The sequence below is a fragment of the Tepidanaerobacter acetatoxydans Re1 genome, assembly GCF_000328765.2.
Lineage (GTDB): Bacteria > Bacillota > Thermosediminibacteria > Thermosediminibacterales > Tepidanaerobacteraceae > Tepidanaerobacter > Tepidanaerobacter acetatoxydans.
The window spans coordinates 403,291-428,122 of the sequence record NC_019954.2; the positions used below are offsets into that span (position 1 = coordinate 403,291).

Annotated in this window: 24 protein-coding genes; 16 read left to right on the top strand and 8 right to left on the bottom strand. The window is 38.3% G+C overall.

Annotation, left to right across the window (positions count from 1 at the left end; translation table 11 throughout):
- The first annotated feature begins 85 nt into the window (after positions 1 to 85).
- The 6 genes from TEPIRE1_RS01865 to TEPIRE1_RS01890 all read left to right on the top strand — a co-directional run bounded on the left by TEPIRE1_RS01865 (position 86) and on the right by TEPIRE1_RS01890 (position 6,394).
- Entirely contained in the window at positions 86 to 922 is an 837-nt protein-coding gene (locus TEPIRE1_RS01865) for an Asp23/Gls24 family envelope stress response protein (protein ID WP_013777495.1), read from the top strand.
- 33 nt (positions 923 to 955) lie between these two features.
- A complete protein-coding gene (locus tag TEPIRE1_RS01870; protein ID WP_013777496.1) occupies positions 956 to 1,804 on the top strand; it encodes a sulfide/dihydroorotate dehydrogenase-like FAD/NAD-binding protein in 849 nt (282 codons plus the stop codon).
- Positions 1,792 to 3,186, top strand: a complete 1,395-nt coding sequence (gene gltA / locus TEPIRE1_RS01875) for an NADPH-dependent glutamate synthase (protein ID WP_013777497.1) — start codon at positions 1,792 to 1,794, stop codon at positions 3,184 to 3,186. Before TEPIRE1_RS01870 ends, gltA begins: the two co-directional genes overlap by 13 nt.
- A gap of 161 nt (positions 3,187 to 3,347) precedes the next feature.
- A complete protein-coding gene (locus TEPIRE1_RS01880) occupies positions 3,348 to 4,307 on the top strand; it encodes an acyl-CoA dehydratase activase-related protein (RefSeq protein WP_013777498.1) in 960 nt (319 codons plus the stop codon).
- The gene (locus TEPIRE1_RS01885) at positions 4,304 to 5,431 is read left to right on the top strand and encodes a 2-hydroxyacyl-CoA dehydratase (protein WP_013777499.1); all 1,128 of its coding nucleotides are present in this window, start codon (positions 4,304 to 4,306) and stop codon (positions 5,429 to 5,431) included. Before TEPIRE1_RS01880 ends, TEPIRE1_RS01885 begins: the two co-directional genes overlap by 4 nt.
- A complete protein-coding gene (locus TEPIRE1_RS01890) occupies positions 5,432 to 6,394 on the top strand; it encodes an acyl-CoA dehydratase activase (RefSeq protein ID WP_013777500.1) in 963 nt (320 codons plus the stop codon).
- 145 nt (positions 6,395 to 6,539) lie between these two features.
- Here TEPIRE1_RS01890 and purE read toward each other — a convergent pair whose 3' ends face one another.
- Entirely contained in the window at positions 6,540 to 7,061 is a 522-nt protein-coding gene (gene purE / locus TEPIRE1_RS01895; protein ID WP_013777501.1) for a 5-(carboxyamino)imidazole ribonucleotide mutase, read from the bottom strand.
- Between the two features lie 3 nt (positions 7,062 to 7,064).
- Positions 7,065 to 8,207, bottom strand: coding sequence for a 5-(carboxyamino)imidazole ribonucleotide synthase (locus TEPIRE1_RS01900; RefSeq protein WP_013777502.1), 1,143 nt, complete (start codon positions 8,205 to 8,207; stop codon positions 7,065 to 7,067).
- A gap of 327 nt (positions 8,208 to 8,534) precedes the next feature.
- Here TEPIRE1_RS01900 and alr point away from each other — a divergent pair, with 327 nt between their 5' ends.
- A complete protein-coding gene (gene alr, locus TEPIRE1_RS01905) occupies positions 8,535 to 9,677 on the top strand; it encodes an alanine racemase (protein ID WP_013777503.1) in 1,143 nt (380 codons plus the stop codon).
- A 48-nt stretch (positions 9,678 to 9,725) separates the two neighbouring features.
- Positions 9,726 to 10,793: an NAD(P)/FAD-dependent oxidoreductase gene (locus TEPIRE1_RS01910; protein ID WP_013777504.1), complete on the top strand. Its 1,068-nt coding sequence runs from the start codon at positions 9,726 to 9,728 to the stop codon at positions 10,791 to 10,793.
- A gap of 145 nt (positions 10,794 to 10,938) precedes the next feature.
- On the opposite strand, the gene TEPIRE1_RS01915 is transcribed toward TEPIRE1_RS01910, so the two are convergent.
- The gene (locus TEPIRE1_RS01915) at positions 10,939 to 11,430 is read right to left on the bottom strand and encodes a YhcN/YlaJ family sporulation lipoprotein (protein ID WP_013777505.1); all 492 of its coding nucleotides are present in this window, start codon (positions 11,428 to 11,430) and stop codon (positions 10,939 to 10,941) included.
- Positions 11,431 to 11,561: 131 nt separating this feature from the next.
- Here TEPIRE1_RS01915 and TEPIRE1_RS01920 point away from each other — a divergent pair, with 131 nt between their 5' ends.
- From TEPIRE1_RS01920 to TEPIRE1_RS01935, 4 genes are all read left to right on the top strand, one after another.
- On the top strand, positions 11,562 to 11,999 hold the full coding sequence (locus TEPIRE1_RS01920) for an FHA domain-containing protein (protein ID WP_015294884.1): 438 nt from the start codon (positions 11,562 to 11,564) through the stop codon (positions 11,997 to 11,999).
- Positions 11,968 to 13,191 carry an FtsW/RodA/SpoVE family cell cycle protein gene (locus TEPIRE1_RS01925; protein ID WP_013777507.1) on the top strand — a complete coding sequence of 408 codons (1,224 nt, stop codon included), beginning with the start codon at positions 11,968 to 11,970 and terminating at the stop codon, positions 13,189 to 13,191. The genes TEPIRE1_RS01920 and TEPIRE1_RS01925 overlap by 32 nt, the downstream gene beginning before the upstream one ends.
- The gene (locus TEPIRE1_RS01930) at positions 13,184 to 14,596 is read left to right on the top strand and encodes a peptidoglycan D,D-transpeptidase FtsI family protein (RefSeq protein ID WP_013777508.1); all 1,413 of its coding nucleotides are present in this window, start codon (positions 13,184 to 13,186) and stop codon (positions 14,594 to 14,596) included. Before TEPIRE1_RS01925 ends, TEPIRE1_RS01930 begins: the two co-directional genes overlap by 8 nt.
- 77 nt (positions 14,597 to 14,673) lie before the next feature.
- On the top strand, positions 14,674 to 15,582 hold the full coding sequence (locus TEPIRE1_RS01935; RefSeq protein ID WP_414929839.1) for a DMT family transporter: 909 nt from the start codon (positions 14,674 to 14,676) through the stop codon (positions 15,580 to 15,582).
- 73 nt (positions 15,583 to 15,655) lie between these two features.
- Here TEPIRE1_RS01935 and TEPIRE1_RS01940 read toward each other — a convergent pair whose 3' ends face one another.
- From TEPIRE1_RS01940 to TEPIRE1_RS01960, 5 genes are all read right to left on the bottom strand, one after another.
- On the bottom strand, positions 15,656 to 16,360 hold the full coding sequence (locus tag TEPIRE1_RS01940) for an ABC transporter ATP-binding protein (RefSeq protein ID WP_013777510.1): 705 nt from the start codon (positions 16,358 to 16,360) through the stop codon (positions 15,656 to 15,658).
- On the bottom strand, positions 16,354 to 17,136 hold the full coding sequence (locus TEPIRE1_RS01945) for an ABC transporter ATP-binding protein (protein WP_013777511.1): 783 nt from the start codon (positions 17,134 to 17,136) through the stop codon (positions 16,354 to 16,356). Before TEPIRE1_RS01945 ends, TEPIRE1_RS01940 begins: the two co-directional genes overlap by 7 nt.
- Positions 17,137 to 17,139: 3 nt before the next feature.
- Positions 17,140 to 18,003, bottom strand: coding sequence for a branched-chain amino acid ABC transporter permease (locus tag TEPIRE1_RS01950; RefSeq protein ID WP_013777512.1), 864 nt, complete (start codon positions 18,001 to 18,003; stop codon positions 17,140 to 17,142).
- A gap of 11 nt (positions 18,004 to 18,014) precedes the next feature.
- The gene (locus TEPIRE1_RS01955) at positions 18,015 to 18,884 is read right to left on the bottom strand and encodes a branched-chain amino acid ABC transporter permease (protein ID WP_013777513.1); all 870 of its coding nucleotides are present in this window, start codon (positions 18,882 to 18,884) and stop codon (positions 18,015 to 18,017) included.
- A gap of 87 nt (positions 18,885 to 18,971) precedes the next feature.
- Entirely contained in the window at positions 18,972 to 20,141 is a 1,170-nt protein-coding gene (locus TEPIRE1_RS01960; RefSeq protein ID WP_013777514.1) for an ABC transporter substrate-binding protein, read from the bottom strand.
- Positions 20,142 to 20,838: 697 nt separating this feature from the next.
- Between TEPIRE1_RS01960 and groES the strand changes: the two genes are divergently transcribed.
- From groES to TEPIRE1_RS01980, 4 genes are all read left to right on the top strand, one after another.
- The gene (gene groES / locus TEPIRE1_RS01965) at positions 20,839 to 21,123 is read left to right on the top strand and encodes a co-chaperone GroES (protein WP_013777515.1); all 285 of its coding nucleotides are present in this window, start codon (positions 20,839 to 20,841) and stop codon (positions 21,121 to 21,123) included.
- 22 nt (positions 21,124 to 21,145) lie between these two features.
- Entirely contained in the window at positions 21,146 to 22,762 is a 1,617-nt protein-coding gene (groL, locus tag TEPIRE1_RS01970) for a chaperonin GroEL (protein ID WP_013777516.1), read from the top strand.
- Positions 22,763 to 22,916: 154 nt separating this feature from the next.
- On the top strand, positions 22,917 to 23,963 hold the full coding sequence (gene mtnA, locus TEPIRE1_RS01975) for an S-methyl-5-thioribose-1-phosphate isomerase (RefSeq protein WP_013777517.1): 1,047 nt from the start codon (positions 22,917 to 22,919) through the stop codon (positions 23,961 to 23,963).
- A 32-nt stretch (positions 23,964 to 23,995) separates the two neighbouring features.
- Positions 23,996 to 24,832 (top strand): amidohydrolase family protein, encoded by an 837-nt coding sequence (locus TEPIRE1_RS01980; RefSeq protein WP_013777518.1) that lies wholly within the window; start codon positions 23,996 to 23,998, stop codon positions 24,830 to 24,832.

Here is a 24,832-nt window from a genome sequence, read left to right on the forward strand (position 1 = left end):
ATATGGCAAGATAACAGTTATCATGTATACAAATATCTTTAAAAAGATGATATAATAAATGAGATACATATTTGGAGGCACAATCATGCGAACTTTAGCTCTCATAGGAAAGAGCGGTACAGGCAAAAGCCATAAAGCTCAAATAGTCGCAAAAAGAAATGGAATAAATTTTATAATAGATGACGGTCTTCTTATACATGGCAGCAGGGTGCTTGCCGGCTATTCGGCTAAAAGGGAAACTACACGGGTAGGAGCGATTCGTCGAGCTATCTTTCAAGATCCGGCACATGCAGATGAAGTAAAAAGCAAGATTTCAGAGATGAAGGTAGACAGCCTTCTTATTCTTGGCACGTCATATTCCATGATTGAAGTAATATGTAAAACTCTTGATATACCAATGCCGGAGCAGATTATCAAAATAGAAGATGTTTCTTCACCGAGGGAAATTAACACTGCTATCAGGATACGCGAAACAACCGGGAAACATATAATCCCCGTCCCTACTCTGGAAATAAAAAAAGACTTTTCCGGATTTCTTTTAGACCCTTTACGAATATTTAGAAAGGGAAAGAGCAAATATCCGGAAATGTTGGAGGAAAAATCCGTTGTAAGACCCACTTACAGCTATATGGGCAGGTATACCATAAACGATACTACTGTAAATCAGATTGCTCTATATACTGCTCGACAGGTGCCGGGAATCGGTCCTGGAGGGAGAGTTTTTATTGAAAACAATGCAAATGGAGTTATATTAAAACTTGAGCTATCTGTTGAGTATGGTATACAAATGCAGCCAGTCCTTACTAAGGTAAAAAAGAAAGTAACCGATATGATTGAACATATGACAGGATTAAATGTTTTAAGTGTTGAAGTAATTGCAAAAAATCTTTATTTTAAGTCTGAGCCGAAAAATAAAAACTAATATAAAATATATTAAAATTTAAGGAGGTTTACCATGTTTCAGATAATAGACAAAAAAGACCTAGCACCATCTATCAAACAGTTTGTTGTAGATGCGCCGCTAGTAGCTCAAAAAGCCCGGCCCGGGCAGTTTATAATCCTGCGGATAAAAGAAGGTGGAGAAAGAATCCCCCTTACGATAGCTGACTATGACACACAAAAGGGCACTATAACAATAGTATTTCAAGAAGTGGGCAAAACAACCAAAGAACTAGGAACACTTAAAGCTGGGGATTACTTGGCAGACTTTGTAGGTCCATTAGGCAAGGCAGTAGAATTTTCAAACCACAAAAAAGTCCTCGGAATTGGCGGAGGACTTGGAGTAGCCCCACTATATCCAAAACTCAAGATGCTGCATGAAAATGGAGCTGAGGTAATCAGCATCATTGGTGCAAAAACAGCTGATATGCTTATAATGGAAGAAGAAATAAAGGCGGTCAGTGATAAAACATATGTGTGCACAGATGACGGTTCAAAAGGGCGTCATGGCTTTGTCACTGTAGTTCTTAAGGAGCTGCTTGAGCAGGGAGAAAAATTTGATGAAATCATTATCATAGGCCCGCCAATACTGATGAAAATTGGGACAGAAATTGCTAAACCATATAATATACCTATAATGGTCAGCTTAAATCCAATTATGATAGACGGTACAGGCATGTGCGGAGGCTGCAGGGTGACAGTGGGTGGAGAAACTAAGTTTGTGTGTGTAGATGGTCCTGCATTTGATGGAAGTAAGGTAGATTTCGATGAACTTATGAAACGGCTCCAAACATATACAAGCGAAGAAAAATTAGCATTAGATAAATATCATAGCGAAAGGGGTGCCTGCAAATGCCATCAATAAACAGAAGCAAAACAAAAACCCCCATGCCTTCACAAGATGCAAAATTGCGCAGCAAAAACTTTAATGAAGTTGCCCTAGGCTATACAGAAGAAGATGCAATAAATGAGGCCCAGAGATGTCTAAACTGCAAGAAACCTTCATGCATGGAAGGTTGTCCGGTACAGGTTCAAATACCTCGTTTTATTAAACATATAGCAGAAAAAAACTTTGAAAGCGCCATAAGCGTTATAAAAGAAACCAATAGTCTTCCGGCAGTATGCGGAAGAGTTTGCCCTCAAGAAGAACAGTGTGAGCAAAAATGCGTACTGGCAAAAAGAGGAGACCCGGTAGGCATTGGGAGACTTGAAAGATTTGCGGCTGATTGGGAGCGGCAGCAGGGGGTAAAAATTCCTGATAGAGCTAATCCCATAGGTAAAAAGGTGGCAATAATAGGTTCCGGTCCTGCAGGTCTTACTTGCGCCGGAGATTTAGCCAAGCTAGGCTATGATGTTACAGTATTTGAGGCTTTTCATGAACCTGGCGGAGTCTTGATTTATGGTATACCTGAGTTCCGATTACCGAAAGAAATAGTAAAGCAAGAAGTAGATTTCTTAAAAAAACTTGGTGTAAATGTACAAACAGATATGGTTATGGGTAAGGTATTGACAGTAGATGATATTTTCGAGAAGGGATATGAGGCTGTATTTATAGGAACAGGTGCAGGCCTGCCCAAGTTTATGAAAATTCCCGGGGAGAACTATCTAGGTGTATATTCGGCTAATGAATTTTTAACGAGGATAAATCTCATGAAGGCCTACAAATTTCCTGAAACCGATACACCGGTGAAGGTTGGCAAGAAAGTAGCAGTTGTAGGTGGAGGCAACGTAGCTATGGACTCGGCAAGATCTGCTCTTAGAATGGGAGCTGAAGAGGTATACATAGTTTACAGACGATCGGAATCAGAAATGCCTGCAAGAAAAGAAGAGTTTGAACATGCTAAGGAAGAGGGAATTATTTTTAAATTCCTGACAAATCCAACCCGCATAATCGGCGATGAAAAGGGATGGGTAAAAGGCTTGGAATGTATTCAAATGGAACTTGGCGAGCCTGATGCCTCGGGCAGACGCAGGCCGGTTCCCATAAAAGGTTCGGAATTCACCCTGGATATGGATACGGTAGTGATTGCCATAGGGACCGGTCCAAACCCTCTACTAATTGAGGCTACGGAAGGTCTTAAGCTCAACAAGTATGGGTATATTGAAACCGATGAAGATGGCAGGACTTCAAAAGAAGGAGTCTGGGCAGGCGGAGATATAGTTACTGGTTCGGCTACGGTTATCTTAGCAATGGGTGCCGGCAAGAAAGCTGCTCAATCGATACATGAGTATCTGCAAGGTAAATAAGCAGCGCAAAGCGATAAAATATAAAAGATAATGCATAAAGGGCGGAACCGTTTGATAATTAGTGTAGTTACTTTTTCCGCCCTTTTATGAATCTGATGAAGGAATTATTAAATCCTCGTTGAAATATATTTAATAAGGCGTAATTTAGAGGAGAGATAAGGATGAAGATAGGTATTCCTAGAGCACTGGCTTATTATGCCTACTACCCGTTTCTGGAAACATTTTTTGAGAAGCTGGGTTTTGACGTGGTGGTATCTGACGAAACAACTAAAGAAATTATGGATTTGGGTATTGAAGATGCTATCACTGATGCCTGTGTTCCTATTAAATTATTTCACGGTCATGTGCGGAATCTCAAGGATAGAGTTGATTACGTGCTAGTTCCACGGCTAGTGAAGATAAAACATGATGCTACCTTTTGCCCTAAATTTTTAGGATTGCCGGACATGCTCTCTTGTTCCATACCGCAGTTTAAAAATATGTTAGAAGTAAGGGTGGATTTAAAAAGAGGCAGACTTGACTTATTTATGCTCTGCATGAAATTTGCCAAGAAGTTTAAGAAAAGTTTTTTTAAAGCATATAATGCATATTTAAAAGCATTACTCAGTTTTAAAAATTACACTCATCAATTTCTGCAAGGAGGTATCCCGCCTCTGGGAATTGTTGGGCAGAAAAAAAATAGTCCCATATGTCTTGCGGTTTTGGGCTATCCATATATGCTCTATGATTCATACTTAAGTTTGGATCTTATAAAAAAACTGATAAATATGGGTGTATATGTGGTTACTCCTGAGATGCTTAGGGAAAAGGATAAACAAAAACAAGCAGGTAAACTTAAAAAAACGCTTTTCTGGACATTTAGCAATGAAGTTATAAGGTCGGCATACTGTCTTTTTGAAAATCAAAATGTTGATGGAATAATACACGTTACAGCCTTCGGATGTGGCCCTGACTTTATTGTTGATAAACTTATGGAAATTGATGCTAAGAAGTACGAAATGCCATATCTGACTATAACACTTGATGAGCAAACTGGTCAGGAAGGTTTAAATACAAGGCTTGAAGCTTTTGTTGATATGCTGAAAATAAAAAAAGCAAAGAAAGAGGCGGCAATGGCATGAGAAAGGTTTCCTTTCCTTATATGGGAACATCTTATATCCCGTTTGAAAGATTGTTAACAGCATTTGGGAATGAAGTGGTAGTTCCTCCAAGACCTACTGAAGAAACAATCAGCTATGGGACTAAATATGCTCCCGAATTTGCCTGCTATCCTTTCAAGATTGTCTTAGGAACATATATCCAAGTGCTTGAAGTAGGAGCCGATACTTTGGTTTCTTCCGGTGGTGTCGGACCTTGTAGAGCAGGCCTGTATACGACTCTACAGGAAAAAATATTAAAAGATTTAGGATACGAATTTGAAATGATTACATTAGAGCCGCCAGGAAGACATCTCAGGGATTTGATAGATAATATAAAAAAACTGATAAACGACAGGCTTAGTTTAAAGGATTATATATCTATAGGCCGATTTGCATGGAAACAATTAGTTCTTTTGGACAAGGTGGAGAGGTTGTCACACAAGATGAGACCCTTGGAGGTCAAAAGAGGTGACACCACTCAAACATATAAAAAATGTGTAGAATTAATTGCAGGAGCAAAAAAATATAGTGATTTAAGGGAAATAGAACGTGAAGTGGAGCTTTTATATGATGCGATAGAAAAAAAAGATTACGATCCGATAAAAATTGGAATTGTAGGAGAAATCTATGTTCTACTGGAGCCCTCTTCAAATTTGGAAATCGAAGAAATGCTGGGAGAATTGGGAGTTTATGTTGAGCGTTCCATGTTTCTATCAGAATATACCATATCTAATGCAGTAATGGATTTATTCCATATTGCAGGCGATAGAGATGCTAAGAAAATGGCTGCTCCTTATTTTAAGGAAATGTGCGGAGGTCATGGCAGGGAATCGGTAGGAAACTCGGTGCTCTTTGCAAAAAGAGGCTTTGATGGGATAATTCAGCTTTCACCTTTCACCTGCATACCTGAAATCGTAGCAAAGAGTATTCTTCCAAAGGTATGTAAAGAGCATGGGCTAGGTTTTTTAACCATAAGTCTTGATGAACAGACAGGGAAAGAAGGCTTACGAACCCGGCTGGAGGCTTTTGTAGATTTACTTATGGCTAAACGAAAAAAAGCCGAGTCTTTTAGGGTTAAATCACAGTATGTAAAGGAGATGGCTTAATTGTCCCATTATCTAGGTGTTGATGTGGGTTCGGTTAGCACGAACCTTGTTTTAATAGATGAGGACGGCTTTTTAGAAGAGGCAATATATATCAGGACACAGGGCAATCCCATAAAAGCTGTTCAAGAAGGGATGGAACAGCTTTCATTTCGGAATAAGGGTAAATGGAATGTAAAGGGAGTTGGGGCTACCGGAAGCGGCCGCCAATTGGCAGGTGTAATCGTTGGTGCGGATGTAATAAAAAACGAGATTACCGCACATGCGGTAGCGGCTCTGCGAGAAGTTCCGGATGTCCAGACGGTTCTTGAAATAGGCGGTCAGGACTCTAAAATTATTATTCTTAGAGATGGAGTTGTGACTGATTTTGCCATGAATACGGTATGCGCCGCAGGGACAGGTTCATTTCTTGACCAACAAGCCAATCGGTTGAATATTCCTATAGAGGAGTTTGGCGATTATGCTTTAAAGTCTGAAAGTCCTGTGCGCATTGCCGGCAGATGTGCTGTTTTTGCCGAGTCGGATATGGTTCATAAACAGCAGTTAGGATATAAAACCCAGGATATCATTCGTGGCTTGTGTGAAGCTCTAGTAAGAAACTATTTAAATAATATTGCAAAAGGTAAAGAAATTCGTCCCCGCATAGTTTTTCAAGGTGGGGTAGCAGCAAATACTGGTATGAAAGCAGCCTTTGAAGATGCTCTTGAAGAAGAAATATACATTCCAAAGCACTATGATGTTATGGGTGCAATAGGTGCCGCATTGTTGGCAAAGGATGCGGAGATATCCAAAACCCGATTTAAGGGATTTGGATTATCAAACATAGAATTTACTGCCGACAGTTTCGAATGTAGCGGTTGCCCAAACCATTGTGAGGTTGTTAATATAAAGATGGAGGGCAAGGTCATAGCTCGATGGGGAGATAGATGCAATAAGTGGAAAATCGTAGATAACGGAGTAGCATAATAATATACTTTGAAAAGTAAAGAAAGAGTGAAAATGATAAGGGGTGCCATTTGAGCGGCACCCCTTAAATGCTGGGTATAACAGTAATACCTTTCATACAGCTTAGCGGTTGCATTGCCACATGTGTAAGTACTCTTTTCGAGAATTACTCATCGCCTAAATAGTCATTATATCCTATTGTTTCAAGCCTTTCGGCCTTAGCCGTTACTTCGGACTTCATATTTTCCTTATATTTTTTTATGTGGTCTCTAATGGCAGTATATTTAATTCCCAAGATTTGTGCCGCAAGCAAGCCGGCATTTATTGCATTATTTATTGCTACAGTAGCAACAGGAACGCCGCCGGGCATTTGAACTATTGAAAACAGTGAGTCAAGACCATTTAAAGTGGAGGTTTTGATGGGCACGCCGATGACCGGTAATGTAGTAATAGCTGCTACCATTCCGGGAAGGTGAGCAGCCCCCCCTGCACCTGCTATAATTACCTCGATGCCTCTTGATTCCGCATATCGAGCGTAGTCAAACATCCGCTGAGGGGTTCGATGAGCAGATACTATGGTAATCTCATAATTTATGTTGAATTTCTCTAATACTTTAGCAGCTTCCTTCATTACGGGAAGGTCTGAGTCGCTACCCATGATTATACCTACCAAAACCTTATCATCCATTTTCTATCCCTCCGAAATGACTTTTATAGTTTTTCTTACCATATCAGCCTTTTTTAAAGCACTATCCAGATTTTTGTCAACAATGGTGACATGCCCCATTTTTCTAAAAGGCTTTGTTTCCTTTTTTCCGTAAATATGAAGGTTTACGCCTGGTATGCTCAGTATATCTTCCACACCCTCAAAACAAGGTTTGCCTTTGTAGCCTTCAGCACCAAGAAGATTAACCATCACTGCCGGTATTATTAATTCAGTAGAACCGAGAGGTAAACCTGTTATTGCTCTTAAATGCTGCTCAAATTGTGATGTAATACAGGCCTCAATGGTATAATGCCCGGAATTATGAGGCCTAGGAGCTATTTCATTTACAAGAACCTTTTTATCCGGTGTCAGAAACATTTCTATACCAAAAATACCGACACCATCCAAAGCCTCGACACATCTCATAGCCAAATCCAAAGCTTGTTTTTTGATAGATTCTTCAATGCGGGCCGGAGCTACTGTATTATCACATATATTGGCCCTTTGGTCAAAGGTCATTTCTACGACAGGGTAACATTTTATTTCCTTATTTGTGTTTCGCGCAACCATTACTGCTAATTCTTTTTCAATAGGAATAAGTTCCTCTAAAAATGAGTCGCATTTTAAGGCATTTGAAATATCTTCAGGTTTTTCAATTACATAAACACCTCGGCCATCGTAACCGCCCTTACATGCCTTTTGAACTGCGGGAAGCCCGAAATTCTCAATAGCATCGGACAAATCATCATTTACCATGACCCAGCGGGCGGTAGGTATTCCGTTTTTGTCCAGCATCTGTTTTTGTTTAGATTTATCCTGTATAATTTCAAGAACATGAGGAGAAGGGAATATTTTATGTCCTTTTGCGCTGAGTTCGTTAAGTATACGAGTATTTATATGTTCTATCTCAAAAGTAGTAATGTCGCTATTTACGACAAGTTCACGAATTTTATCCTCATCATAAAATCCTGCTACGATTTGGCGGTCTACTAATGAATAGGCTGGACACTCAGGCGTAGGATCGAGAACAGTTACGGTAAAATTAAGTTTTTTTGCTTCCTGTGCCAGCATTTTCCCCAGTTGACCGCCTCCGATAATGCCAATTTTAAAATCCATTGGGTGAGCCATAAAGTAGTTCATCTCCTAAAATAATTACTTTGTTTGAAAAGTATTATATCATAAACTTGGACAATTTTATACAAACACAAGAAACCTGTTAATGACTAACTATCGATACCATTAGGTAAAAGTACCTCGCTAGTCATTAACAGGTAATATTATATTTCCCAAAAAAAATAGAGTTATAACGATAATTTGATGGATATTTTACCAAATGCTATAATAATAGATGAGCGGCCCATAATCATTTTAGCAGACTGTAAAAGCTGCCGGACAATATTATGTATATTCAAAATTGACATAATAAAACTAAATTAACTCGGAGGTAGTAAATTGATGGAATTACCAATCGGTCCAACATATTTGGAAATAAATTTGGATACGATAGCAAGTAATACGAACAATATAAAGAGATTAATTGGAAATAAAGAACTGATGGCTGTTGTAAAAGGCAATGCCTACACACATGATATGATTGAAGTTTCCAAAACTGTTCTAAAGAATGGTGCATCAAGGTTGGGTGTTGGAAGACTTGAAGAAGGAATTTACTTGCGGAAGGCAGGTATAACCGCGCCAATCTTAAATATGTGTTTGAATATGGAAGGTCAAGAAAGAGAAATCGTTAAGTATGATATTGCACAGACGGTCTGCGATTTGGATACCGTACACAGGCTTTCCTGTGAAGCGGCAAAAATGAATAAAAGTGCAAAAATCCATGTTAAGATTGATACGGGTATGGGCAGAATAGGTATTTTCCCGGAGGATGCATTGAATTTCATCAGTGAAGTTAGCGCAATGCAGAACATAGAGATAGAGGGTGTATATACCCATTTTGCCACTCCTCATGATAAAGAATTTATGAGTTATCAGTTAAAACTGTTTTCAAGTGTTTTGAAACGGCTTAATCAAGAAGGGTATTCAATACCGCTTAAACACTGTGCATCGAGCGAAGCATTTGTTGCCATGCCAGATACATGGGAAAAGTTTGATATGGTTAGAATCGGTGATCTTATATATGGTGTTTATAACTCAGAAGAAGAAAAAGATAAAATCAAAGTTAATTTTGCTCAGACCTTTAAAACAACCATAGTATTCCTAAAAAAACTGGGCCCAAACACCAGTATAGGCTATGATAGAACATACATAACCGATAAAGATACAATTATTGCAACACTGCCTGCAGGATATAATGACGGATATACTAAGCTATACTCAAATAATGGTATTGTGCTCGTAAGAGGCAAAAAAGCTCCTGTGGTGGGAAGAGTATGTGCAGATCAGATGATGATAGATGTTACAAATATTCAGGATGCTAAGGTCGGCGATGAGGTTGTTTTGTGGGGAAGACAAGGCAATGAAACGGTGCTGCCTGTATATGATTATATTTTTATGGGTGACAAGCAGAGAGTTCCAAAAGTGTTTATAAAAAATAATAAACCGTGGAAAGTCAAGAGCATATTTGGGGAAAAGGTATTTTAAACGCATTAAAAATAATTTACTAATACCAAGATCAACGGAGGTGATTGTTTGACCAAAATTTTAGTTATAGGCGGTGGGCCGGCAGGGCTTACAGCAGCCATTGAAGCTGCTAAGCAAGGATTTGATGTAACACTCTTTGAAAAAGCTAAAATCGGTGAAAATATAAAATGTGCCGAAGGCTTTTTCGATACCATGAAATTGTTGGGAAAACCATGTGCAGGTGTATTGTTTAAAGTGGAACAAATTATAGTAAAAGCTAAATCAACGTATAGCTTTGATGCCAGTTATTTAAATTTATGGATGATTGATAGGGCAGTTTGGCAAAAAGCATTGGCAAAGCAAGCAGAAAATAATAAGGTTATAATTAAACAAGATTTTCCTGTTCAGCATAGAGAGTTAGAACAACTAAGAACAGCATATGATTATATTATAGATGCAAGCGGTGCCCCCTCTGTTACATCAAGGTTATATGGTTTTTCAAGTTTTCATAAAGAAAATTCCGCAAGGACAGTTCAGTACACTTTAAAAGGGGATTTTTCTCATATCGGTAATTGCCTTAAAGTTGGTCTGATGCCGGATTTTTGGGGATATTATTGGATTTTTCCGAAAGGCAAGGATGTTGCAAACGTCGGTGTCGGAGATTTCTATCCGGTGCAAAGTGAAAGCCTGTGGGCACGCCTTGATAAGATAATTGAACAAGAAGGTTTAAGCGAGTATGAAATATTAAAAAAAATCGGCGGTATATGCCCGACGGCAATACCTGAAAGTTTAAAGTATGATAATATATTATTGGTAGGCGATGCGGCGGGTCTTACATCTCCTTTGCATGGTGGCGGACTTGATATGGCTGTTATAAGTGCCATGGAAGCCGTAAAAGCCATAGCTTCTAATGCTCAATCCTATGATAAGAATTTGAGAGCAGTTTTTGCTGCAAAACTGAAGTTTGAAAGGTTTTTAGCTAAACTATGGTGTCAAAGGAATCTCGATGAAATGGATGAGTTAATTAAGAATTTAGAAAAAAATAGAATATATGGTTTTATGCTAAATCCTCATCTGATAAATGATACCACGATAACTTTATTAGAAAAGTTTTTTTGCAAAACAGCAGTCTGTTGAATGCTAAAAATATTATTATAAAGTAAATATATCATAGAAAACGAAAATTTTTGTGTTAATAAAAAATATTTTTTAATTTTTCTCAAAAAAAAAGGAAGTATCGCAAGTTACTTAAAAGCAACCATACGACGCTTCCTTTTTAGATTTACTTTGTTTTGGTTTTTGGAGTTATTCTACGAGTAATTTCAGCTATTTCGTCAGCAAAGCTAGAGATCGGCTTTCCTTCCTTTATACCTTGGGCTACTTTTTTTAAACGAGTGATTAGGTTCGGATCTGTTGTGATACTGACTGTTTTAATACTAGTATCGGCTCTTTTGATTTCATCGGCTACTTTAGTCTTAATTTCTTCGGTTTTTTTAGCTTCAATATTCGGATTTGTTTCCAAACCAACCATGGCTGTAGAATCAGTTATAACAACAGTAGCCGATTTAACACCTTCGACCTTCTCCGCTGCCTTAGCTAACTTAGTAGCTCTTGTATGAGCTGAAGTTGCCGGCTTTTTAGCAGGCGACGGCGTAGGCGTTATTTTGGCAGGAGGAGCCGGCTTTGGAGCTGGTTTTTTAGTTGTGCTACAACCACCAAGGGCCAATGAAAGACTTAAAGACAGTATTAAGCTTAATACCAATATTTTTTTCATGGCTTTTTCCCTCCTATCTAGTTTTATCATAAGAAATTTGAAGGTATTTTATACTGTAAGTTTAAGGGTAAAATTATCAGCCAGAGTTTACCATGTGTGATTTGTGGTATAATATACTTGAGGTGGTTTTAGTGTTTGAACTGCTGTCACGAGTTTCAAAATATATTTTTATTGCTCTCATATATTATTTTTTGTTCAATTTCCTAAAAATAATGATGGCAGATTTAAGAAGAGAAAAAAACTATCCAAAGGAAACTGGATTTATCTTAGTAGAAGAAAATGGCAAAAAACACATGCTGTTTGACATAAATACGATAGGCAGAGCTGATGATGCGGATATAATTATTGACGACCCTTTTATTTCCAGCAAACATGCGTTAATTGCAAAAAGAGGTTCAAAGTTAGTAATTCAAGACTTAAACAGTACAAATGGCACCTTTTTAAATGGCAAAAAAATTAAAAAGCCGGTTAGGTTAAAGGAAAATGATGAAATCCGTTTGGGCACAAAAAAATTTACATTTTTAAGAGGTGAAACCATTGGAACCGGGGACCGAAGCTACTTACAATAAAAATATAGCAATAACTGCATTAATAGGACTTATAGCATCTCTGCTGCTCTCAGTGCGTGAAGGTTCTTTTTCCCCTGTGCCTATTTATGGTGATATAATTTTTATGGTGATTATGTTTTTTGGATATTTTTTAAGTAATATTTTATTTCCCGAACAAGATCCAGCATTACTTATTCTTGTAAGTTTTATAGCTCAATTAGGATTGATAATGCTCTACAGAATAAACCCCGAATCGGCTGTCAAGCAACTAGCTTGGTTTGGGATAGGTTTATTTTTATTTTTTGCAAGTACATTTATATCTAAAGCTTGGGTTGAAGTTAGGATTGGTTCATTTTACCTTTTTGTGATAACTGCATTATTATTGGCATCACCACTAGTTTTTGGAGTGGAACGATGGGGTTCTAAAAGCTGGATATCATTTCAAAATTTCTCGTTTCAGCCTTCAGAGTTGGCAAAAATAACATTCAGCCTTTTTTTGGCTGACAGCTTAAAAAATAAAAAGATAGAGAATCCATTGCGTTTTTTTGGGCAAATTTTTATAATCCTGGCTCTTTTGGCAGCAGCCAAAGATTTAGGTGGAGCAATGCTTTTTTATTGTACGGCTCTTGCAATTATTTTCGTAGCTACATCTCGCATAGATTTTACAATAATCGGCATTGTCATTGCATGTATTGCAGGCCTTTTAGGCTATGAATTTTTTGGACATGTACAAGTTAGGGTAAAGGCGTGGTTAAATCCTTGGGAAGATGTCCCAGGTAAGGGTTATCAAATCGTACAATCACTTTTTGCTATAGCTGAAGGCGGATTTTTTGGTACCGGGTTAGGTCTCGGGCGTCCTGACTATATACCGGCTGTTACCACGGACTTCATTTTTTCGGCATTTTTTGAAGAATTTGGTTTTTTAGGCGCATCGGCATTAATTGTGGTATATTTTTTATTGGTATATAGAGGGATAAGGATATCATTATCCATAAAAAACAGCTTTCTAAGTTTGTCGGCTTTAGGTATTACGTCTTTTTTCGGAATACAAATTTTTACTATAATAGGTGGAGTGATAAAACTCATTCCAATGACGGGAGTTACATTACCTTTTATGAGTTATGGCGGCAGCTCCATGGTTATGAGCTTCATTTCCTTGGGGATATTGAACGGCATAAAGATAAGGGCTTCAGGCGGTGAAAAGGATGGATAAGCTTGAAAGAAATATAAAACTCCTATTTACTGTTTTTTGTTTCCTTTTTATTTCGCTTATAATATATTTAACATATTTTACTACTGTCGAGCGGGAAAGGCTTATCAAAAGCTCATATAATCGTAGACTATGGGAGCAGGAAGAAAAAGTAATGAGGGGGACCATTTATGATAGGAAAGGCAGACCTTTAGCCGAGTCAGGCATAGAGGGTGGAAATAAAAAAAGGATATATAATGGCGGAAAAGCTATAGGACCGCTTGTAGGATATTCGGACCGAATTCTAGGCAGAGCAGGGCTTGAAAGTATTTTTAACGGTGAATTGCTGGGAATATCTGAGCAGGATCCGGTTGCACTTCTGCGCCAAAAGATATTAGGAGTAAATGAACGCGGAAGTAATTTATATCTTACCATAGATTTAGATTTGCAAAAAAAGGCTTATAATTTGTTTCAAGGTCGTAAAGGAGCATTGGTAGCACTAGAACCGAAAACCGGCCAAATTTTAGCATTAGTGAGCTCTCCGGGCTATGACCCGTCAATGATTAAGCAAGATTGGGAAACCATTTCCAATAATGAGGACAAACCTCTAATGAATCGAGCCACACAGGGTCTTTACCCTCCGGGTTCAATTTTTAAAATCATAACATTAGCAGCAGCGTTAACACATAATCCTGAAATAGAGACTGAAACCTTTTATACTCCTGGATATATAAAAGTTAATGGAAACATTATAAGAGATTCAGAACATTTATGGCCTGGTGAGTATGATTTGTCCACAGCTTTTCGATATTCGAGCAATACTGTTTTTATTCAAATAGGGCAGAGGGTGCAAAGGGAAAAAATGATATCGATGGCTGAAAGTTTTGGCTTTAATAGCTCCAATAAATGTGATATTCCCGTAGCCAAAAGCACTTTTCCCAGACCTTCTATGGTTGGAGGTGATGTTGAAATGGCCGAGGCTTTTATAGGCCAAGGGAAGATTTTGGCTACACCAATGGAGATGGCTCAGGTAGCTGCGATTATTGCAAATGAAGGCAGAGTAGTAACCCCATATATTATGGAAAAAATTATTTCTCCGCTGGGGGATGTAAAAACTGTAAAATCTAGCACAAGCACGACTCAAATAGTGAGCAAGCAAGTAGCCGATAAGATAAAAGCCCTTATGGTAGAAGTCATAAGAAACGGTACCGGAACCGCTGCAGCAATAAATGGAATTGAAGTTGCCGGTAAAACAGGAAGTGCTGAAAATCCGCATGGTAGGGCACACGCTTGGTTTATCGGCTTTGCTCCGGCACAAAACCCCGAGATTGCATTAGCGGTTATAGTGGAAAATGCAGGTTCAGGAGGTGCGGTGGCCGGCCCTATTGCGCGAGATGTAATCTTACAGTATTTAAACAGCTTAAAATAGTTAGCTCTATATAGCTGAATTTACTTGCACTTGTAAAACCTAATATAAATGACTAAATTTTATTGTAGAAGTTAGAGGTGAACAATTTGAAAAAAAGTACGATTGCAGACATAGCATTATTTTTCGTGGCTCTTGGCTGGGGGCTGAATTTTGTTGTAGAAAAGAAATCTTTAACAATGATTACTCCACTCATGTACCTGGGCTTAAGGTTCATTCTAAGTGCATTGCTTATGGCCGTAATATTTCATAAACAATTAAAAAATATAACTAAGGAAGATATTAAGGGTGGCCTAATCATTGGACTGTTTGTGCTGTTGGGTTTTGTAACTCAGACCGTTGGTCTTGTTTATACAACCCCGTCAAAGTCCGGATTTATTACTGGCAGTAATGTGGTTATGGTTCCATTTTTGGCTTACTTTATAACAAAAGAATTTCCCCAACTAAACCAAATAGTCGGAGCAATAATAACATTTGTGGGTTTAGGATTTGTTTCTATCGATGAAAACTTAGTTATTGGCTGGGGGGATATACTCACATTATTGTGTGCATTATGTTTTGCATTGCAGATTACCTTTACCGAATACTATGTAAAAAAATCCAATCCGATAAATATAGCATTTATACAAATAGCACTGACAGGCATAATAACTATGGGTATTGCAATAATCCAAGAACCTGCCATATCTTTAAGCTATGACCTAGAAATATGGGGTTCAATTTTATTTGGCGCGGTATTCTGCACTGCTGGAGCTTTTGCTGTTCAAAATGTTGCTCAAAAATATACCAATTCTACACATGCTGCTGTGATACTGTGCACTGAGTCAATTTTTGCAGGCATCTTTTCTTACCTGTTCTGGGGAGAACCCCTGGCTTTAAAGACAGTAGTTGGTTTTGTTTTAGTTCTAGCAGGAGTTTTAATTACAGAAATAGTTCCCGCCAGAGCAACCGAATGCATTAAAGAATCGGCAGAAACAACAACACTGTAAGAGGTATTTAATTTATATTAAAAAGTGAGCGTCTCAAAACTATTTAAAAAATAGTTTTGAGACGCTCACTTTTTTATTCTCCAAGATAGGCTTTTTTTACTTCTTCATTTTTTAAAAGATTTTCTGCAGTATCTTGTAGTACTATTTTACCTGTTTCTATGACGAAACCTTTATTAGCTATGGATAAAGCCATTCTGGCATTTTGTTCTACTAATAGGATAGTGGTTCCTTCTTTGTTTATTTCTGTTATTATATCGAATATATTTGCTACGATTTTAGGTGCAAGTCCCATGGAAGGTTCATCCAAAAGCAGCAATTTTGGTTTGGCCATTAATGCACGGCCTATGGCCAGCATCTGCTGCTCACCGCCGGAAAGTGTGCCGGCAATTTGCTTTTTACGATTTTTAAGAATAGGAAAAAGCGTAAAAACTTCTTCAAGATAATTTTTTACTTCCTGTCGGTTTTTATTAAGGTAAGCACCTAACTGAAGATTTTCCAGTACGGTCATCCTGGGGAAAACTCTACGCCCTTCGGGAACCATGGCTATACCTGCTTCTACTATATCCGAAGTTGCTTTGCCCGTTATATCCTTATTTTGAAAATAAACCTTACCTGAAGTAGGAGATATAAGGCCACAGATGGTTTTTAATGTAGTCGTCTTACCGGCTCCATTAGCCCCTATGATTGTAACGATTTCTCCTTGCTTTACCTCGATAGATATTCCTTTTAATGCTTGAATGTTACCATAATGTGTTACAATATCATCTAGCTTTAGCATGCACGGCCCTCCTTGAGGGAACTTTCCCCAAGATAAGCTTTTATAACCTTTTCATCATTTTTTATCTCGTCAGGAGGTCCATCGGCTATTTTCTTACCATAGTCAAGCACCATAATTCGCTTAGAAATACCCATGACCAATTTCATATCGTGCTCTATTAAAAGCACTGTTTTACCCTTGTCATTAAGTTTTTCAATAAGCTCTATGAGTTCGTTGGTTTCCTGAGGATTCATACCTGCAGCCGGCTCGTCAAGTAAAATAAGTTCCGGGTCTGTAGCTAAAGCCCTTGCCATTTCCAGACGTCTTTGCTTGCCGTATGGAAGGTTTTTGGCCTTTTCATTGTGCAGTGCTTCAAGACCGACAAACTTGAGAACATCCATAGCCTTTTCCTTAACGAGTGCCTCTTCTTTCTTGGCTGACGGGGTTTTAAATATAGCGCCAAAAACGCCTGTCTTAGTGCGGCAGTGCTGTCCTATTATAACATTATCGAGGACACTCATTTCACCGAACAACCTTATGTTTTGAAAGGTTCGAGCAATGCCCATTTTTGTAATTTCATAAGGCTTAAGATTTTTAATCTCTTTTTTTCTAAAGTATATTTTACCTTCTGTAGGTGAGTATACTCCGGTTAAGAGATTAAAGAGAGTAGTTTTGCCGGCACCATTGGGACCGATAACACTTAAAACCTCTCCCGTATTTATTTTAATGTCAACTGAGTTTAATGCTGAAAGACCTCCGAAAACCATAGTAAGATTATTACCCTCTAATAGTTCCATTGATTATTGACCTCCTTTCTCGAGCGAGTTTTTGTATTCTTTTTTATTTGAAGATGGTGCACTTATTATCCCTTCAGGTTTTACAATCATCATTATAATAAGCAGCAAACCATAAAAGACCATACGATATTGAGCGATTACCGGTGATATTGATCGTAAAAGCTCAGGCAGCACAGTTATTATACATGCGCCTAAAACAGCACCATAGGTATTACCCATTCCGCCCAAAACTACCATACACAGTATTTCAATCGACTTCATAAATCCGAAGTCTTTCGGATTTATGTACCGGAATAAGAAAGCGTATAGCCCTCCTGCCAATCCGGCATAAAATGCACCTATAATAAATGCGAGAATTTTAAACTGAGTAGTATTTATTCCCATTGCTTCGGCCGCCAATTCATCTTCGCGGATTGCAATAAAAGATTTCCCTACACGAGAATTCATTATTCGATTTAGAGAAAAAATGACCAAAAACAGTGCTACTGCTGCTATATATATATTTGTAACCTTTGGGATACCTCGAAGACCCATGGGACCGCCTGTAATTTTAAGGTTTAAGAGAATATTTTTCATAATTTCGCCAAAGCCGAGAGTGGCGATAGCAAGATAATCGCCTTTTAATCTTAATGTAGGCACTCCAATGATGAATCCAAAAAAAGCTGCTACAGAAGCACCTAAAACGATGGAGATTAAAAAAGGTAAATGCAGCTTTAACGTAAACAAGGTTGCAGCATATGCTCCTATGCCCATAAATGTTGCATGACCAAGAGAAAGCTGACCGGTATATCCCGTTATTAAATTAAGGCTTACAGCTAGTATAGAATTTATCATAATAACTGTCAATATTTGAAGATAGTAATTCAACCTTGCTTCACCTACACTTTCTCTTGTACACTACGGCCCAAAAGCCCGGTAGGTTTAAGTAATAGAATGAATATCAAAACTGCAAAAGCAATAGCATCTTTATATCGTGACATATAAACCGCTCCAACCATTTCGACAAGTCCGAGAATTAAACCACCAAGCATTGCACCCGGAATACTGCCAATTCCCCCTAGTACAGCTGCTACAAATCCCTTTAAACCGGGGAAGAATCCCATCATTGGATCAACTGAATCAAAATAAACTCCGACAAGTACTCCTGCGGCCCCACCTAATGCCGAACCTATGGCAAAAGTAAAGGTAATAACATGATCGATCTTTATTCCCATTAACTGAGCAGCTTCTTTGTCTTGAGCAGTAGCCCTCATAGCCTGACCAAGTTTAGTTTTTTGTATCAAAAAGTGCAATCCTACCATAAGAATAATAGATACAAACAAAATTAAAAGCTGTAATGTTGAAATACGAAATCCTCCGATATTCAAAGTTGTTATATTAAGACCGGAAGGAAATGCCCTGGCTTGTGGGCCTGCTATCATCAAGACGGCATTTTGCAAAAAGATAGAAACTCCTATTGCACTAATCAGCGGAGCTATTCGATTAGCTTTCCTTAACGGTTTATATGCGGCTTTTTCAATAATAATGCCTAATATACATGATCCTATCATACTAATAAGAAGTGCTACAAAAAAAGGCAGCTTATAAACCGAAACCATTGTAAGGCCTATAAAGGCTCCAATCATATATATTTCGCTGTGTGCGAAGTTAATAAGTTCCAAAATTCCATATACCATTGTATAACCGAGAGCTATTAATGAATATGTGCTGCCAAGTGTTAGACCATTTATTATTTGTTCGAAAAACATTTCTAAATCAATTCCTTTCTAAAGGGCAAAGTCAATGGATGGACTAGTCCATCCATTGACAAATTTATCTAACATCAACTGTTATTGTTAACGAAGCTTGGTAAATTTCCCATCTTCTACTTTTAATATAATTATATCTTTTATTGCATCTCCAACATCTGTAAAAGATGTATTTCCAGTGATACCTGGGAAATCCTTAGTTTTTGCCATTTCCTGTTGAAGGGCTTCTCCGCCTTTGCCATCAGTGTTTTTAATAGCAGTTAGCAGTATCATTGTTGCGTCATATGCTTGGGCCGCAAACATATCAGGTTCACTGTTGAATTTCTCTTTATATACCTTAACAAAATTCTGTGTGTTTTCAGAAGGATCATCAGTAAAGAATCCGGCTGTAAAAACTGCACCTTCCACGGCATCACCGCCTAATTCAAGTAATACCGGGGAATAAAAACCGTCTGCGCCGAGAATTTGAACATTAAGACCCTGGTCTTTTGCCTGTTGGGCTATCTTGGCAGCTTCGGTATAATAACCTGCGATGTATAAAGCATCAGGATTTGTTCCTTTAATCTTAGTGAGCTGAGCCCTGAAGTCTTTCTCGCCATCATTATAGGTTTCTATGGCTGTTATTCCTGCAAGTTCTTTAGCTTTTGCCTCAAAAGCTTCCTTGAGGGAAAGACCATAATCATTGTTTGTAAACATTATGGCAAATTTCTTAAGTCCCAATTCTTTAACGGCGTATTCAGCTAATTGTATAGCTTGAACTTCATCTGACAGGCAGTTTCTGAAAATATAATCACCAATTTCCGGAACTCCGGCTGCTGTTGATGAAGATGAAATCATAACAACTTTAGCATCATTGGCTATCGGACCGGCAGTGAGCGTTTCCGAGCTTATTACGCCTCCGACAATGGCTACTACCTTATCCTGCTCTATGAGTTTTGAAGCAGCATTAGCAGCTTCGGTTTGTTCGCCGCGTGTGTCTTCCGATATTAGCTTTATAGGCTTACCGTTGATTCCACCGTTTTGGTTAAACTCTTCCACAGCTATCTCTACACCGTTTTTAGTACTTAGACCATAAGTAGCAATATTTCCGGTAAGAGGACCTATAGTACCAATTTTAATTGTTTCATCAGCTTTTGCTGGTTGTGATGTATCAGGACTTTTTTCCGACTGATTTTGGCTACAGCCGGATAAAAGTGCTGCTGTCAACATAATTATAAAAAGTATGGTTAGAAACCTTGAGTGTTTAGACATAAGCATAAAATAACCTCCTGCGAGTATTTTCAAAATGATATTAATGATATTAATAAAAATAAGCTTTCTTCAGACAAGTAACTCAATTCGTAAATATTTAAACTACTTTAGACTTCAACCCTACTATATTATACACCACCCCCAAAGTTCCAAGTATAAAAAAATAGCAGATTACTCATGACAAAGCCATAAGTGGAACCTGCCGCTAGAGTCTTTTATACTCACGGTGTACTAGAAAAAACTAGCTGTACCGCTTGGACCAGACGCAATATAGCCGGAACCCTAGGTACACTCCCACATCCTATATATAATAAAACATTAGATTTTATATCATATTATAATCTAAATCAATCAAAATGTCACTAACAAAAATGATAATTTATAAATATATTCGCATAAAACATGCATATTTTTCTTCTATAAGTGGAAAAATACAAAAGTGGATTTTATTTAAATAACGCGAAAAATAAAGAAAAAAGCAGCATAATCGGCAAAAATACAATTTATTCAACTAACAGCGAGAATAAGAGAAATTGATTTTAATGGAAGCTTTGTATATCATATTAAATGAAGTTAGCACTCATCACGATGGAGTGCTAACAACTTGCTTAATAGAATTTAACAGCAGTGTCCTTCATGCTTTGTTAAAAGCTTTTGCTTTAAACAAGATTGATAAATAAAATCATAAAAGGAGGGTTATACAATGAATATTAAACCACTAGGTGATCGAATTGTCATCAAAGTTTTGGAGGAAGAAGAGAGGACTAAGGGAGGCATAGTATTGCCAGATACTGCGAAGGAAAAACCTCAGAAAGGTGAAGTAGTCGCAGTTGGGTCCGGTGAAATCATTGATGGGAAAAAGGTTCCATTAGAAGTAAAAGTAGGAGATAAAATTATTTTCTCCAAGTATGCAGGGACAGAAGTTAAACTAGATAGTGAAGAGTATTTGATATTAAGACAAAGTGATGTTCTAGCTATATTGGAATAAAAATGCGAGGAGGGATTTTTAAATGGCAAAACAGATAAAATTCGAAGAAGATGCTCGTAGAGCTTTATTGGAAGGTATTGATAAGCTTGCTGATACTGTTAAAGTAACTTTAGGACCTAAAGGACGTAATGTTGTTTTAGAGAAGAAGTTTGGGACACCCACTATTACTAATGACGGTGTTTCCATAGCAAGAGAAATAGAACTTGAGGACCCCTATGAAAATGCAGGAGCTCAACTAATAAAGGAAGTTGCTACAAAGACACAAGATGATGCAGGTGATGGAACTACTACAGCAACCTTGCTTGCTCAGGCCATTATACATGAAGGTATGAAAAATGTAGTGGCAGGCGCCAATCCTATAATTTTGAAAAAGGGTATTAAAAAAGCTGTAGATGCAGTAGTCGAAGAGATTAAAACCTTCAGCAAACCCGTTGAAACGAAAGAGGCTATAGCGCAAGTAGCATCAATTTCGGCAGCCGATGAAGAAATCGGAGAACTTATTGCCGAAGCTATGGAAAAAGTAGGTAAAGACGGTGTCATTACTGTTGAAGAGTCACAGACAATGGGAACTACCCTTGAAGTAGTTGAAGGAATGGAATTTGATAGGGGATACATATCTCCCTACATGGTAACCGATACTGAAAAAATGGAAGCTGTCCTTGATGATCCTTATATTTTGATAACTGATAAAAAGATTACAACAGTTCAAGACCTGCTACCCATCCTGGAGAAAATAGTACAGCAGGGCAAGAAACTCGTTATAATTGCAGAAGACGTAGAAGGCGAAGCACTTGCAACACTAGTTGTTAATAAACTGCGCGGAACATTGACATGTGTAGCAGTTAAAGCTCCTGGCTTTGGAGATCGCAGAAAAGAAATGTTGGAAGATATAGCTATTTTGACTGGTGGACAGGTGATTTCCGAAGACCTTGGTATGGATCTTAAGAATATTGATATGAGCATGCTGGGCAGGGCAAGACAGGTAAGAGTAGATAAAGAAAATACTACAATTGTCGAAGGCTCCGGCAAAACTGAAGATATTAAGAAGCGTATTAGCGCAATCAAAGCCCAGATTGAAGAAACCACATCCGATTTTGATCGGGAAAAACTTCAAGAGCGCTTAGCAAAATTAGCCGGCGGTGTAGCTGTCATTCAAGTCGGTGCCGCTACTGAAACAGAACTTAAAGAGCGGAAGCTTCGCATAGAAGATGCTCTGTCTGCTACAAGAGCTGCTGTAGAAGAAGGCATAGTTCCAGGTGGCGGAACAGCCTTTATTGATGCCATACCAGCGCTTGATAAAATCCAAGCAGAAGGCGATGAAGCTATTGGCATAAAGATAATAAAGAGAGCATTAGAAGAACCGGTAAGACAAATTGCAGCAAATGCCGGCTATGAAGGCTCAATTGTTGTAGAAAAACTGAAGGCCAGTGAAAAAGGCGTTGGATTTGACGCCCTACGCGAAGAATATGGCGATATGCTTACTAAGGGTATTGTAGATCCGACAAAAGTAACGAGATCGACACTCCAGAATGCGGCTAGCATAGCATCCTTGGTAATTACCACAGAAGCTGTTGTAACCGATATTCCGGAAAAAGAAAAACCAATGCCACCCATGCCCGGCGGAGACATGATGTATTAATAAAACGTAAATAAAAAGACTCGCAAAGTGATTTGCGGGTCTTTTTGCTTATTGCTGGCAGATATTTAAGAAGGAAAAATCATGAGAATTATCGAAATGTAATTCAAGAAACAGTTTGCTTTAAGTTTACGATTACACAGGGAGGTTATTTCAAATGACTTCGATTCAAAGTTTAGAATTTAAGGACGGAAAACTTTACTTGATTGATCAGAGAAAATTGCCGGAAAAACTTTCTATGTTTGAATGTAAAGAATATAAAGATGTGGAGTTTGCCATAAAGGACATGATAGTACGTGGAGCCCCGGCCATAGGAGTTGCCGGAGCTTATGGCATAGTCCTTGCCGCTAAAAAATTTTTAGATTTGCCGAAAGAAAAGTTTTTAGAAAAAATAAAAGAAAGTGCTGCAATTGTAGGAAATGCAAGACCTACAGCGGTAAATTTGATGTGGGCTGTTCGGAGGATGATGAATGTTTTAGAAGTAAATAGAGATAGAGCAAATAGTGAAATCTACGAGATTTTATTAGATGAGGCGAAAAATATAGAGAAAGAAGACTTAGAAACAAATAAAGCCATAGCCAGGTATGGAAATGAAATTGTTCCGGAGGGAGCTACCATACTGACTCATTGCAATGCCGGTGCCCTTGCTACCACAGGATATGGCACAGCACTAGGCGTTATAAGGGAAGCTCACTACATGGGTAAGAACATACGGGTTTTTGCCGACGAAACAAGGCCGCGGCTTCAAGGTGCCAAGCTTACGGCATGGGAGCTGGTGCAGGAGAAGATTCCAGCTAAGCTCATCCCCGACAGTGTAGCTGCCGTGCTAATTAGAGATGGAAAAATTGATGTAATTATTGTGGGAGCTGACAGGATTGCGTTAAATGGCGATACAGCCAATAAAATAGGCACATTTATGCTGTCACAAATGGCAAAAGATTTTAAGGTTCCTTTCTATATTGCAGCGCCTATTTCAACTATTGACTTTGATATAAAAAGCGGCAAAGAGATAGTAATCGAAGAAAGGGCTGCAACTGAGGTTACTCATATAAACGGCGTAAGAATTGCTCCGGAAGGCATAGATGTTTATAATCCCGCCTTTGATGTGACACCTAATGAGAATATAACAGGAATAATAACAGAGAAGGGTATTATGAGGCCGCCATATTTAGAAAATTTAAGTAAACTTAAAGAACGGCATTAATAGCAATTAAATAAAAAAGGAGATTGTTAAACTTGAAGATAGATTTTCATGTACATGTAACACCGCCGGATATTATAAAAGACTGGAAGAAAATAGCTGAAAAAGAGGACTACTTTAAGCTTCTAAGTGAAAGTCCTGTAAATAAGTTTGCTACGGCTGATGATGTTGTAAGAGAACTTGAAGGCTCAGGGGTTGATAAGGCAGTCATCTTTGGGTTTGCCTTTAAAGATATGGGTCTTTGCCGTTATGTCAACGACTATACGGCTGAAGCCGTAAAGAAATATCCCGAAAAACTAATAGGATATATGGTAGCTATGCCTACAGCGACGGAACTGGAAAAGGAAATTGACAGATGCCGAGCTGCCGGACTTAAGGGCGTTGGAGAACTTTTTCCTCAAGGGCAGGGATTTGATATAGCAGATTCTAAAGAGATGTCAAACCTAGCTAATTTATGTATAGAGCGAGAACTTCCCCTGATAATCCATACAAATGAGCCTGTAGGCCATTACTATGCCGGAAAGACTAACACCACTCCAGAAAAAGCCGGTGCCTTTGCTCAAAATTTTCCCGACATTAAAGTTATATTTGCCCATTGGGGCGGTGGGCTTATGTTTTATGAATTGATGCCTGAGATAAAAAAACAAAATCAAAACGTATATTATGATACGGCTGCATCTCCTTTGCTTTATAATAAAAATATATATAAAGCAGCCGGTAATATCGAAGTTTTACATAAAGTGCTATTTGGAAGTGATTTTCCCTTGCTGCCTATGAAAAGGTACCTTAAGGAAATATCAGAATCCGGCCTAAGCCAAGAAGAACAAGAGCTAGTAAGCGGACAAAACGCCTGTCGCCTCCTAGGCCTTTGA